Annotated in this window: 11 protein-coding genes and 2 pseudogenes; 9 read left to right on the top strand and 4 right to left on the bottom strand. The window is 71.0% G+C overall.

Annotated elements, in window-relative coordinates:
* Positions 1 to 11: 11 nt before the first annotated feature.
* The 3 genes and pseudogenes from OG702_RS35350 to OG702_RS01645 form a co-directional block, all read right to left on the bottom strand.
* Positions 12 to 623, bottom strand: a pseudogene (locus OG702_RS35350) (methyltransferase); the annotation flags it as partial.
* Positions 624 to 776: 153 nt separating this feature from the next.
* A pseudogene (locus OG702_RS35345) lies at positions 777 to 1,058 on the bottom strand (methyltransferase family protein); the annotation flags it as partial.
* Positions 1,055 to 2,323 carry an acyltransferase family protein gene (locus OG702_RS01645; protein ID WP_327287033.1) on the bottom strand — a complete coding sequence of 423 codons (1,269 nt, stop codon included), beginning with the start codon at positions 2,321 to 2,323 and terminating at the stop codon, positions 1,055 to 1,057. The pseudogene OG702_RS35345 and the gene OG702_RS01645, both read right to left, overlap by 4 nt.
* A 226-nt stretch (positions 2,324 to 2,549) precedes the next feature.
* Between OG702_RS01645 and OG702_RS01640 the strand changes: the two genes are divergently transcribed.
* The 8 genes from OG702_RS01640 (at position 2,550) to OG702_RS01605 (ending at position 9,791) form a co-directional block, all read left to right on the top strand.
* Positions 2,550 to 3,308, top strand: a complete 759-nt coding sequence (locus OG702_RS01640) for an SDR family NAD(P)-dependent oxidoreductase (protein ID WP_327287032.1) — start codon at positions 2,550 to 2,552, stop codon at positions 3,306 to 3,308.
* Between the two features lie 36 nt (positions 3,309 to 3,344).
* Positions 3,345 to 3,803, top strand: a complete 459-nt coding sequence (locus tag OG702_RS01635; protein WP_327287031.1) for a nitroreductase family deazaflavin-dependent oxidoreductase — start codon at positions 3,345 to 3,347, stop codon at positions 3,801 to 3,803.
* A 62-nt stretch (positions 3,804 to 3,865) separates the two neighbouring features.
* A complete protein-coding gene (locus tag OG702_RS01630; protein WP_327287030.1) occupies positions 3,866 to 4,102 on the top strand; it encodes a DUF6059 family protein in 237 nt (78 codons plus the stop codon).
* Positions 4,103 to 4,145: 43 nt separating this feature from the next.
* A complete protein-coding gene (locus OG702_RS01625; RefSeq protein WP_327287029.1) occupies positions 4,146 to 4,469 on the top strand; it encodes a PadR family transcriptional regulator in 324 nt (107 codons plus the stop codon).
* Complete coding sequence (locus tag OG702_RS01620; protein WP_327287028.1) at positions 4,466 to 5,140, top strand: hypothetical protein; 675 nt, start codon at positions 4,466 to 4,468, stop codon at positions 5,138 to 5,140. The genes OG702_RS01625 and OG702_RS01620 overlap by 4 nt, the downstream gene beginning before the upstream one ends.
* A gap of 155 nt (positions 5,141 to 5,295) precedes the next feature.
* Positions 5,296 to 7,497, top strand: a complete 2,202-nt coding sequence (locus OG702_RS01615) for an MMPL family transporter (protein WP_327287027.1) — start codon at positions 5,296 to 5,298, stop codon at positions 7,495 to 7,497.
* A 189-nt stretch (positions 7,498 to 7,686) separates the two neighbouring features.
* Positions 7,687 to 9,345: an NAD(P)/FAD-dependent oxidoreductase gene (locus OG702_RS01610; protein ID WP_327287026.1), complete on the top strand. Its 1,659-nt coding sequence runs from the start codon at positions 7,687 to 7,689 to the stop codon at positions 9,343 to 9,345.
* On the top strand, positions 9,342 to 9,791 hold the full coding sequence (locus OG702_RS01605) for an ester cyclase (RefSeq protein WP_327287025.1): 450 nt from the start codon (positions 9,342 to 9,344) through the stop codon (positions 9,789 to 9,791). The genes OG702_RS01610 and OG702_RS01605 overlap by 4 nt, the downstream gene beginning before the upstream one ends.
* Before the next feature lie 53 nt (positions 9,792 to 9,844).
* Here OG702_RS01605 and OG702_RS01600 read toward each other — a convergent pair whose 3' ends face one another.
* Positions 9,845 to 10,468, bottom strand: a complete 624-nt coding sequence (locus OG702_RS01600) for a response regulator transcription factor (RefSeq protein ID WP_327287024.1) — start codon at positions 10,466 to 10,468, stop codon at positions 9,845 to 9,847.
* A gap of 329 nt (positions 10,469 to 10,797) precedes the next feature.
* Between OG702_RS01600 and OG702_RS01595 the strand changes: the two genes are divergently transcribed.
* Entirely contained in the window at positions 10,798 to 12,312 is a 1,515-nt protein-coding gene (locus OG702_RS01595) for an MFS transporter (RefSeq protein ID WP_327287023.1), read from the top strand.
* Positions 12,313 to 12,402: the final 90 nt, after the last annotated feature.

Here is a 12,402-nt window from a genome sequence, read left to right as displayed (position 1 = left end):
GGCGGCTCGGGTCAGCCGGGCTTGAGCGCGATCAGCGCGGTGTTGTGAGCCGGCATCGCCAGCGTCGCGGTCACGTCGAGCCCCGCCTCGGCCAGCCAGTCCGCGCACTGCCCGGGCGTGAAGCCGGTGGCCTGCGCCGACTGCATCATCATGATGAGGCTCAGCACGAGGCTGTCGGCCCTGCCGCGCGCGTCGTCCAGCATCGTGTCGTAGACCACCAGCGCGCCGCCGGGGTTGATGGCCGCGGCCACCTTCCCCAGCAGCAGCCGGCGCCGCTCCTGCGGCCAGTCGTGCAGCACGCCGCCCATGATCAGCACATCGGCACGCGGCAGTTCGTCGGTGAAGAAGTCACCGCCGACGTAAGTCAGCCGGTCCGCCACCGCGCGGTCCTCGGTGAGCCGGTCGAACAGCGGGTCGAAGCCGGGCCGGTCGAAGACCGTGCCGGTCAGTTGCGGGTAGGCACTGGCCAGCAGCGCGGCCAGGTTGCCGCGACCGCCGCCGATGTCGGCGAAGGTCGCGAACTGCCCCCAGTCCAGCGCCTTGAGCAGTTCCGAGCCCACCGCGGTGCTGAAGCTGTCCATGGCACCGAGGAAGTACTCAAGACGCACCGGGTCCTGGAAGATCCGGGTGAACGGCACCTCGCCGCCGCCACCCTGGCCGCGGGCGTTGCCGGTGCGCAGCAGCCCGGTCAGCGGCGCCTGGTCCTGGCCGAGGAGTTCGGTGGTGGTGCCGAGGAAGCCGCCGACGTAGCCGGGGACGTCCGGTACGAGGTAGCGGGCCGCCGCCGGGCTGTTGCGGTAGCGGTCGCCGTCCCGGTCCAGCAGGCCGAAGGCGGCGAGCGCGTCGAGGAACTCCCGGGCTGCACGCGGGTGCAGCTCCAGGCGGGTGCGCAACTCCTCGGCGCTCATGGCCTGGTCGCCGAGGCGGGTGAACAACCCGAGTTCCAGCGCGGCCGAGACCACCCGGCTGCGCATGAAGGACCACCCCAGCATCATCACGTCGAAGGGGTCGTCCAGACCGCCGCCGGGCAGCGTGCCCGCGCCGGTGCCCGCGGTCATTGCGCCACACCCGCCTTGGCCGGGACGTCGGTGGCGTGCCGGGCGCGGCGCGGGCTGACCCGGTGGCGCACCCAGCGCTCGATCGGGCGCTCCACGACGATGAACAGCAGCGCGGAGGCGGTGAGCGCGATGGCCAGCGCCAGCAGCGCCCAGCCGGCGTCGGAGCCGGTCGCGGTGACCGGCCGCATGTAGAACATCAGGATGTTGTCGCGGTGCTGGACGTGCTTGGCGATCTCGAACAGCACGGTGAAGTGGATCAGGTAGAAGGCGTAGGAGTATTCGCCCAGCATCACCATCGGCCGGGTCCGCAGCCAGGACCTGCGGCCGCCGCGCAGTTCGCGGACCGCGAGGGAGACCACGAGCAGGGCGAAGAGCGGGGCGGTGACCTGGCTCAGCGCGTCGTAGGGCACCGCGGACCTGAACGCCTCGTCACGCAGCGTCCAGAGCACGAACAGGCCGACCGCGAGCAGCCCGGTGGCCACCAGCGGCGAGATCCGCGGCCGCCAGCCGGCCCGGATCGCGGCGGCCGCGACCACGCCGAGCAGGAACTCCCAGACCCGGGCGATCGGCGAGTACACCCAGAACGTGAGGGTGTTCATGTTGCCGCCGAACTGCGGGCGGGTGGGCGGCGGGTACTCCTGCCACATCCAGATCCTGATACCCCAGCCGACCGCCACCAGGACCACCGCGGCCACGGCCAGCCAGCGCAGGCTGCGGCGCAGCGTGAAGCCGGCCAGGAACGGGAAGAGCGCGTAGAAGAACGCCTCGCAGGACAGCGACCAGGTCACCGGGCTCGCGCCGCCCAGGATGTCCTTGGGCACCCACGCCTGGTAGAAGAAGATCGCGGCGATCGCCGCCGCCACCATGGTGGTGTCCTGGCCGGGCATCGCGTCCGGCTTCATCAGGAACAGCGGCACCAGCGCGCCGACGATCAGCAGCGGCCAGATGCGCGCCAGCCGCCGGGCGTAGAAGGCCGGTGCCCGGTCGTCCGAGGTGCGGGTCCAGGTCAGCACGAAGCCGGAGAGCACGAAGAAGAACGTCACGCCCGAGGAGCCGAGCACGAACACGTCACGCGTGTGCGGGATCGGCAGCAGCGTGGCGGTGTGGTTCAGGAACACCGCGAAGGCCGCGAGCCAGCGCAGCCCGGTCAGCGAGTCGAGCCGGACCAGCCGGTCGGCGGCGGGAGCGCCGCCGGCGGCGGGAGCGGTCGCGGTGGTGGCGCCGGCAGGCGGTGGAGCGGCTCGTCTTTCGTCTGGGGAGATCACGACAGTCACCAGCCATTTCAGGGACGACGGAGTCGGTGGGTATTTCGGCCGCGCGTGTGCCGGTAAATTCCAGCAGTGAGCCGTGAACGCCCCGTAAAAAACCGCTAAAACGGCTACTTCGGGTCCCTGGCTCCTTTTCGGGGTGCCAGCTAACCTCGACTTGTGCGTACCCAATTACCGGACAGATTCGGGGAATCCGATGCGTGAATTTCCGTACCGAACGGCCATGGTGACCGGTGCGTCGAGCGGGATCGGGGAGGCGCTGGCCCGGCAGCTGGCGGCCCGGGGTGTGGGCCTGGTGCTGGTCGCCCGCCGCGGCGACGTGCTCAAGCAGCTCGCCGACGAACTGCGCGAGCGGCACGGGGTGCACGTCGACGTGCTGCCGCTCGACCTGACCGACGACGAGCAGTGCGCCGAGGCCGAACGGCGGCTCGCCGACCCGCACCGGCCGGTCGAACTGCTGGTGAACAATGCCGGGTCAAGCGGTTCCGGGCTGTTCGCCGACCTGCCGCTCAAGCGCGAGTTGCAGACGGCGCTGCTCAGCGCGATCGTCCCGCTGCGGCTCACCCACGCGGTGCTGCCCGCCATGATCGCCCGCGGCTCCGGCGGGGTGCTCAACATCTCCTCGATGTCCGCGCTGCTGCCCCGGCCGCGCTCGGCGACCTACGGCGCCTCCAAGGCCTTCCTGTCCTCGCTAGGCGAGACCCTGGCGATGGAGACCGCCGGCCACGGGGTGCGGGTCACCACCGTCCACACCGGCCTGACCAGGTCCGGGTTCCACCAGGCGGCCGGGGTGCCGGCCGACCGGCTGCCGGACATGAAGTGGCTCGCGCCGGAGCAGGTGGCGCAGGAGTCGCTCGGGGCGCTGGTGGCCGGCCGGCCCGCCGTGGTGCCTGGCCGGGCCTACCGGTTGCGCTATCCGGTGCTGCGGGTGCTGCCGCGATGGCTGCTGCGACGGATCGTCAGGCGCGAACACCAGGCGTGATGCCGCGGACACGCACCGCGTGATAGGAAGCTCCCCATGACGACGCAGAGCGCGATCAGCTCGAAACAGAAGGTACGCAACCGGGTGGTCGTCTTCTTCCACCGCATCGGACTGCCCTTCGGGCCGATGCAGTTGCTGACCGTCCCTGGCCGTACCTCGGGAGTCCCGCGCACCACCCCGGTGGCGCCGGTGGTCATCGACGGCGCCACGTACATCTGCCAGGCCTATCCGCACGCCGACTGGGTCAAGAACGCCCGGGCGGCCGGGCGCGGCACCCTCACCCGCGGCCGGCACACCCGCGCGGTGGACCTGGTCGAGGTGCCCGAACAGGAGCGCGGCGCGATCCTGCGCGAATTCCCCGGCCAGAACCCTCGCGGGGTCGACGCCTTCGTCAGGAACGGCCTGGTGGAGGCGCCCACCCCGGAGGCCTTCGCCGCCGCCGGCCCCGCCATCCCGATGTTCCGCGCCGCCGAACACGGACCCGACCGGGACTGACCGCACCGCGGCGGCCGGGCCCGCTTTATGCGGGCTTTGCCGCCGCGGTCTATCTTCGCCGGATGAGACGCATCTCCCGGTGGCTGCTCAATCAGTTGATAACGGGGCTCGGCTGCCTCGGCAGCTTCTGGTTCCATTTGCCCGACCCGGCCGGGGCGTATCCCGAATTGACGGCACTGTCGGATTCCGGCGGGCCGCCTGCCGGACATCCTGAACGTATGTGCCGCGGAATTCCGTTGACCAGGGCGGAACTCATGCTGATGGCCGAGATCGACGGTATCGGCGACGGCGGGATGTGACGTGCCCTCGGCGGACCGGCGTTCTGCGGCTAGTCTGGCAGCCATGGAAGCGGACATCCTCAGGGGCAATCTGGAAGGGATGTTGCTGTCCGTGCTCGAACCCGGCGGACTGCACGGCTACGCGGTCATCGAGGAGTTGAGGCGGCGCAGCGGATCGGCGATCGACCTGCCGAGCGGCACCGTCTACCCGGCCCTGCACCGGCTCGAAGCGGCCCGCCTGGTCCGCAGCGAGTGGGACGTGGTGGGCGGCCGGCGCCGGCGTACGTACCATCTGACCACCGCTGGGCAGCGCACGCTGAGCGACAAGCGCACCGCCTGGCGGGAGGTCTCCTCGCTCATCTCGGTGGTCCTGGGAGGCGCTTCGTGAGCACACCGGCCGCACTCGCCGACTACACCGACCACCTGGCCAGCCGGCTGGTCGGCCCGCCCGCCCGACGTACCGCCATCCTCGACGAGGTGCTCGACGGTCTGCTGTGCGCCGCCGAGGAGCACGCCCGCTCCTGCCCCGACCCGGAGCGTGCCGCGCACCTCGCGGTCGAGGAGTGGGGGCCGCCGGAGGAGATCGCCGCCGCGTACAACGACGCGACGATGCGGCTCAGCGCCGGACGCTTCTCGCTGCTCGCGCTCGGCATTCTGCCGCTGCTCGGGCTCTCCTACGCCGTCGCCCTGCTGGGCGGCCCGGCGGGTCCCTGGCCGCGGCACCCGCCGATCCTGCTGGCCGGCATCGCGGTGATCGGCTTCGGCTGCGCGCTGTGCCTGACCGGCGGTCTGGCGGCGCTGCGCGGCGGCGGGGGCCTGCCGGCCGCCGGCCGCAGGCCGGTGTCCGCGGTGACCTCGGGGACGTACGCGGCGCTGGCCGGCGTGCTGTGCGTGCTGGTGGCGCTGATCGTGCTGCTGGTCAACCGCGGAGTGACCCATCCGGCGTCACTCGACTGGGGCGCGATCGCCGCGCCCGCGGCGCTCACCGTGCTGGCGGTGGCGTACTTCTCGGTGGCCCTGCGGCGTTTCCTGCTGGTCGCCCGGCTCTGCCGGCCCTGAGACCGGCTGCTCGGCCCCGACGCCCACCTCCCCGTCCACCGTGCAGCGCGTGAAACGCAGTTGACGCTGTGTTGCCATCGCGCCCGGCGGAGCGCTAGCGTGCCCTCCATAGGTAGCGTGCCTACATATGCTGCAGGAGGTCTGTCGTGGAGCGCATGACCAGATGGGTGCTCGCCCACCGCTGGCAGGTGGTCGTGGTCTGGGTGCTGCTCACGCTCGCGGGCGGCGCCATGGCGAGCGGCACGATCGACAAGCTGAGCTTTGAGTCCAAGCTGCCCGGCCGGCACTCCCAGCAGGCCAACGACGACCTGGCCCGGCAGTTCTCCGCCACCGGCGGCAAGAACGCCCCGCTGCTGCTCACGGTGACGCTGCCCGCCGGTGCCGGCTTCGACACCCCGGCCGTGCGCGACCAGTGGACCTCGCTGGTCCACGGCGTCACCCCGAAGAGCGGCCGCAGCGTGACCTACGCGGACGCGGCGGGCGGCACCGGCAAGGCGCTGCTGTCCAAGGACGGCCGCACGACCGTCGCCCTGGTCTACCCGCCGGCCAACCCCACCACCAGCCCGTACGACGCCTGGCTGCCCGGGATCAAGGCCAAGCTCGCGCACGCCACCGTCGCCGGCGCGCCGGTGGAGCTGACCGGGCAGCCGGTGCTGTCGGGGCGGGACAGCGGCGGCGCCAGAAGTCCGGTGGGGGAGACCCTGATCGGTGCGCTGGGCGCGCTGATCGTGCTCGCCCTGGTCTTCGCCAGCGGCCTGGCCGTCCTGCCGCTGCTGATGGCCGCGGTCGCCATCCCCACCACCTTCCTGCTGGTGCGGGGCGTCGTCTCGATCACCGACGTGTCCTTCATCGTGCAGTATCTGGTCGCCCTGATCGGCCTGGGCGTGGCCATCGACTACTCGCTGCTCGTCGTCACCCGATGGCGTGAGGAACGCCAGAAGCCCGGCGGCAGCGGCCCCGACCCCGAGGCCCGCAGGGAGGCCATCGTCAGGTCGCTGAACAGCGCGGGCCGCGCGGTCGCGCTCAGCGGCGCCACGGTGGCGATCTCGCTGGCCGCGCTGGTCGTGCTGCCGGTGCCCTTCCTGCGCAGCGTCGGCTACGGCGGCCTGCTCATCCCGGTGGTCAGCGTCGCCGTCGCGCTCACCTTGCTGCCGGTGATGCTCTACGCCTGGGGCGACAAGCTGGACAGGCCGCGCCGCGAGCATCGGCCGGACAGCCGGCTGTGGTCCTCGATCGCCCGCTGGACCACCCGCAGGCCGGTGGTGGCCGCGCTGCTCAGCGGAGCGGTGCTGCTGGCGCTGGCCGCGCCGGTGCTGGTGATCAGGCTCGGAGCGCCGGAGACCACCACCCTGGCGCACGGCGGCCAACCCGCCGTGTCCTTCCGGAAGATCGTCGACGCGGGCTTCGGCGAGGGCATCGCCCGCCCGGTCGAGGTGGTCGCCCCGGCCACCGACGCCGGCGCCCTGACCGGCCGGCTCGGCGGCATCGACGGCGTGGCCGGTTCGGTCTCGCCCGCGGACTGGGCACGCGGCGGCCGCACGGTGGTGGACGTGTGGACCACCGCGGACCCGTCGAGCCCCGGCGGCCGCGACACCGTGACCTCGGTGGTGGACACCGCCCAGCGCACCCCGCAGGCGCTGGCCGGCGGCGGGCCGCCCGCCGACGTCGACTTCATCGACGCCGTCTACGGCTCGCTCTGGCTGATCTTCGCCTTCGTCGCGCTGCTCACCTTCGTGGTGCTGGCCAGAACGCTGCGCTCGATCCTGCTGCCGCTCAAGGCCCTGGTGCTGAACGCGCTGTCCACCTGCGCCGCCTACGGTGCGGTGGTCCTGATCTGGCAGAAGGGCTACGGCAGCGCCGCGCTCTACGACACCCCGGCGGTCGGCTCGATCACCATCTGGGTGCCGATGACCGTCTTCGCGTTCCTGTTCGGGCTGTCCATGGACTACGAGGTCTTCATCCTGCACCGGATCAGGGAGACCCACGTGGAACTGTCCGCGAAGGGTGAACGGGACACGGTGGTGCCCTCGGTGGTGACCGGCATCAGCCGCACCGGACGGCTCATCAGCTCGGCGGCCTTCATCCTCTTCCTGGCCTTCGTCGCCCTGTCCACGGTGCCCATCACCGACGTCCGGGTCTTCGCCACCGCGCTGGCCGCCGGCATCATCGTCGACGCCACCGTGGTCCGCGGCATCCTCGCCCCGGCACTGGTCACGCTGATGGGCCGGGCCAACTGGTGGTTCCCCGACTGGGCCGCCAGGGCGCTGCTGATCCGCGACCGGCCGCAGCCGCCCGCGGCCGCCGGCCCGGTGCCCGGACCCGCGGGTGAGCCCGAGCGCCGCCGCGACCCCGTCTGACCCGTGCCCGGCGGGCGGCCCGCAGCGCCCGCCCGACCCACCGACCGCAGGCCACCGCTCCCCCCGTGCATGGGCGGTGGCCTGCATTATGCGTGCTTTCTCTGCCCTTCACCCCCCGGTGACATCGTGAAATGGCGGGCGTCGGCCCGACAGGGTGTCCGCGATCCGACAACCGGGAGGCAATCCTTCATGTCCACTTCCAGCCCCGATTACGACGTGGCGATACTCGGTGCCGGCATCGCCGGCTCCTCGCTGGGAGCCGTACTCGCCAAGCAAGGTGCGAAGGTGCTGCTCGCCGATGCCGGCAGCCACCCGCGGTTCGCCGTCGGAGAGTCGATGATCCCGCAGCTGACGGCCTGGATGGAGGTCCTCGCCCTCCGCTACGACGTGCCGGAACTGCTCGCGCTCGCCGACGCCAGCGTGATCAACGAGAAGGTCAGCAACACCTTCGGCCGCAAGCGGCACTTCGGCTTCATGCTGCACCACCCCGGCGAGGAGCCCGACCCGTCGCAGGCGCACCAGTTCGTCATTCCCAAGCTGCTCTCCGAGTCCAGCCACCTCTTCCGGCAGGACAGCGACGCCTACCTGTTCCGGCTCGCCGTCATGAACGGCTGCGACACCCGGCAGAACTGGATGGTCACCAAGGTCGCCTTCGACGACGACCGGGTCACCCTGCTCGGCGCCGACGGCCGCGACGTGTCGGCCCGCTACCTGGTGGACGCCAGCGGATTCCGCTCGCCGCTGGCCGAGCACCTGGAGCTGCGGGAGAAGCCGGCCCGCTTCAAGCACCACGCCCGCTCGATGTTCACCCACATGGTGGGCGTCACGCCCTACGACGACGTGCTGGAGACGCCCGAGGCGCTCAAGCCGCCGGCCCGCTGGCACGAGGGCACCATGCACCACCTCTTCGACCGCGGCTGGTTCTGGATCATCCCGTTCGACAACCACGACAAGTCCCGCAACCCGCTGTGCTCGGTGGGCGTGACCCTTGACGAGCGGAAATACCCCAAGCCCACCGACCTGACCCCCGACGAGGAGTTCGACCTGCTGCTCAGCCGCTTCCCGGCGGTGAAGCGGCAGTTCACCGGCGCACGCAAGGTGCGCGAGTGGGTGTCCACCGGGCGGATGCAGTACTCGTCCCACAAGACGGTGGGCAAGCGCTGGTGCCTGATGTCGCACGCGTCGGGCTTCCTCGACCCGCTGTACTCGCGGGGCATGTCCAACACCTTCGAGCTGATCAACGCCCTCGCCCCGCGGCTGCTCGCCGCCCTGGCCGACGACGACTTCTCCGAGGAGCGCTTCCGCTTCGTGGAGGAGATGGAGCAGGGCCTGCTCGACTGGAACGACACCCTGGTCAACTGCTCCTACATCTCCTTCTCGCACTTCCGGCTGTGGGACGCGGTCTTCCGCGTCTGGGGCAGCGGCACCACCCCCGGCACGCTGCGGATCAACAACGCGCTGCGCGCCTACCGCGTCGATCGCGACGAGTCGGTCTTCGAGCAGCTGGAGAAGGCCCCGCACACCGGTCTGTGGTGGCCCGACAGCGACGCGTTCAAGGAGCTGGTGGAGGCCACCGAACGGGCCTGCCTGCTCTACGAGGCCGGTCAGATCGACGGTGACACCGCCGCCGACATGATCCTGCGGATGCTGGACTCCAGCGAGGCGGTCTCCCGCAGCTTCGGCTGGAAGGACATGGACCAGCGCTTCATCTTCCCCAGCCAGAGCGACATGCTGCACTACCTGGAGGAGATCTCGGCCTCCCCGCTGCCGGAGCTGTCGGTGCTCGGCCAGGAAGCCCTCACCGCCTTCCGGGCGGCGGCGGCCAAGGGCGGCTGGACGGGCCGGTGACCGGCCTCGGCAGGCCCGCCGCGGTCGACGTGCACCGGGGCGTCGATGAGCAGCAGGCCAACAAGGACCTCGCCAGGTACTGGTTCGAGGAGGGCTGGTCGCGCGGCAACCTGGCGGTCGCCGACCGGATCTTCGCCCCCGACTTCGTGCTCAGCGGGAAGACGGTCGGCCCCGAGGGGCCCCGGCGCAGCGTCAGCAACCGCCGTGCCGCCTTCGCCGGCCTCTCGGTCTCGATCGGACTGCAGGTGGCCGAGGGGCCGTGGGTGGCGACCTGGTTCACCACCAGGGCCACCCACGTGGGGGAGTTCGCCGGGGTGCCGCCCACCGGCCGGCTCGTGGTCTCCGAGGGGATTCAGCTGTGGCGGGTGGCCGACGGTCTCGTGGTCGAGGACCGCAATGTGTTCGACCGCTGGGCTGTGGTTTCCCAACTGCGTTCGACCGGCTGACGATTGCTTATCCGTCACCCCCCCCGCACAAGCCGGCCGCACCGCCGGATCGCCTACGAACGGGTGTGCACGATATTCCGTTCGTAGGCGAAAATCACCGCATGCACGCGGTTGCGGAGTCCGAGTTTGTCCATCAGATGCTGGATATGCGACTTCACCGTGCTTTCGCTCACCTGCAGGGAATCCGAGATCTCTGCATTCGAGAAACCCCGGGTGATGAGCCGGAATATCTCCACCTCCCGGTCGGTGAGCCGGGCCAGCGGGGAATCGATCCTGCTGTTCTCGGACGGCACAAGAAGTGACGTGCCGGTCGCGGTGAGCCGCACCGCGGCGGCGAGTTCCGCCGCACTGCTGCGATTCGACAGCAGGCCCTTCGCGCCCGCCCTCAGCACCTCGTGCGCCTCGCCCGCACTGCCGCTGATCAGCACCAGGACGTGCGGCGGAGCGAGCGGCGGGCACTGCGCGGACAGCGCGACGACGGTGTAGAGCGCCTCGGAGGCATGGGCGTGCGTATTGACGATGACGACGTCGGGACGGAGTTTCCGATATTCGGAAGCAACTTCCTGCTCGTCCTGGACAGCGCCCACCACCTCAAGATCCTGGGAGTTATCCAGAATCGTCTGCAATCCGGCCAGCGAGATGGGGTGTGAGTCGACGATCAGAATTTTGGTGGCCACCGTACCTGGCATGAGTCCCCCGGTGAGTCGATGGCGGCGCAGATACGACGGTCCGCCGCTACGGCGCCGTGCTAAATCCGTTTCAGGGTGCGGTGGTCATCGGCCGGCTGTCACCGCCGAGATTGCTGCAAAAGCGTAAATCGCATCCGGATCCTGCGCGCCGGCGGGTTCGGCGACGGCACCCGATCATGTCCGAGGGGGCGAATCCAAGCCACCGCAAGCGGGTTTCTGACAGATGGCGAGATGATCGGATATCAAAAGTAAACAGCTGTATAGTTTTTAGGGTCACCACGTCAGGTCCATGTCCCGCTCAACCGCGTGGAGGATCCATGTCCCTGGAAGACAAGGCTGTCTCGGCTCCCGCAGCCGCCGCACCACTGCCGGGAACGCGCCATCCCGGACTCGCGCTGTTCGTCCTGACCGCCGCGGAGCTGATGGTGGTGCTCGACGCCACGATCGTGAACATCGCGCTGCCCAGCATCCAGACCGCGTTACACGTCTCCGCCGGCAATCTCGCCTGGGTGGTCAACGCCTACGCCCTGGCCTTCGGCGGCCTGATGCTGCTCGGCGGCCGGGCCGGCGACCTCTTCGGCCGCCGCCGGATGTTCCGGGGCGGCATCGCCTTCTTCACCGGCGCCTCGCTGCTCGGCGGCGTGGCCCCCAACACCGCCGTCCTGATCACCGCCCGGGTCCTGCAAGGCGCGGGCGCCGCCGTGGCCGCACCCACCGCGCTGGCCCTGATCGCCACCACCTTCGCCGAGGGCAAGCCGCGCAACCGGGCGATGGGCCTCTACGCCGCCATGGCCGGCGTCGGATCGGCCGTCGGCCTGCTGCTCGGCGGCGCGCTCACCCAGTATCTGGACTGGCGCTGGGTGCTGCTGATCAACATCCCGATCGGCGTCGCCGTCCTGATCGGCACCTCGGTGCTCGCCGAGCCCCGCAGGACCAACGGGCGGCTCGACGGCCCCGGCGCCGCCGTCGGCACCGCGGGGCTGGTCGCCCTCGTCTACGGCATCAACCGGGCCGGGGTCGAGGGCTGGGGCGACACCGGCACGCTCATCTGCTTCGCCCTGGCCGCGGTGCTGCTGCCCACCTTCATCGTCACCCAGATCCGCGGCAGTTACCCGATGCTGCCGATGAGCGTGCTGCGCGACCGCAACCGCGGCGGCGCGTACGCCACCCTGCTGTGCGTCGGCGTCGGGATGTTCTCCACCTTCTACTTCACCACCCTTTTCCAGCAGGAGGTCCTCGGCTACGGAGCCGTACGCACCGGCCTGGGCTATCTGCCGTTCACGGTGGCCATCGGCGCCGCCGCCACCATCAGCTCCCGGCTGGTCTCCCGGGTGCCGCCGCGCTTCCTGCTGGTGCCGGGACTGCTGCTGGCCGCCTGCGGCATGCTGGTGCTCAGCACCCTGACCCCGCACACCAGCTTCGTCAGCGGGGTGCTGCCCGGCACCCTCATCACCGGCTTCGGCCTCGGCAGCACCTTCGTACCGCTCACCGTGCTCGCGGTGCACAAGGTCAGGCCGCAGGAGTCCGGCAGCGCCTCCGCGATGCTCAACACCTCCCAGCAGATCGGCGGCGCCCTGGGCCTGGCCTCGCTGGCCACCCTGGTCAACGCCGTCGCCAACCGCCGGCTGCCGCACGCCGGCGACCAGTACCTGGCCGGCCTGCGGCACCACGACCCGGCGCTGGTGGCCCGCGCCGCCGACGCCATGACCCACGGCTACACCCGCGGATATCTGGTCTCGCTCGGCGTGTTCGTGCTCGGCGCGGTGATCGCCGCCGTGGTGCTCGACGCGCCTCCGCAGGACGCCTCGGACGGCGCCACGACCGGCCACTGACCCGGCAGAACCCGTCCATGGCGCCGCCGCCCCCTCCCCGCCGGCGTGCCCGACCCCCGGCGGCACGCGACACCGCCGGGGGAGAGGGCG

It is taken from the genome of Streptomyces sp. NBC_01198 (assembly GCF_036010485.1).
In the GTDB taxonomy this organism is placed as follows: domain Bacteria; phylum Actinomycetota; class Actinomycetes; order Streptomycetales; family Streptomycetaceae; genus Actinacidiphila.
This window is presented reverse-complemented; position numbering and strand designations above follow the sequence as displayed.

Coding starts and splice junctions, on each gene's coding strand:
- OG702_RS01635 (WP_327287031.1), top strand. CDS start 3,345: ATGACGACGCAGAGCGCGATCAGCTCGAAACAGAAGGTACGCAACCGG.
- OG702_RS01595 (WP_327287023.1), top strand. CDS start 10,798: ATGTCCCTGGAAGACAAGGCTGTCTCGGCTCCCGCAGCCGCCGCACCA.
- OG702_RS01640 (WP_327287032.1), top strand. CDS start 2,550: ATGGTGACCGGTGCGTCGAGCGGGATCGGGGAGGCGCTGGCCCGGCAG.
- OG702_RS01610 (WP_327287026.1), top strand. CDS start 7,687: ATGTCCACTTCCAGCCCCGATTACGACGTGGCGATACTCGGTGCCGGC.
- OG702_RS01630 (WP_327287030.1), top strand. CDS start 3,866: ATGAGACGCATCTCCCGGTGGCTGCTCAATCAGTTGATAACGGGGCTC.
- OG702_RS01625 (WP_327287029.1), top strand. CDS start 4,146: ATGGAAGCGGACATCCTCAGGGGCAATCTGGAAGGGATGTTGCTGTCC.
- OG702_RS01615 (WP_327287027.1), top strand. CDS start 5,296: ATGACCAGATGGGTGCTCGCCCACCGCTGGCAGGTGGTCGTGGTCTGG.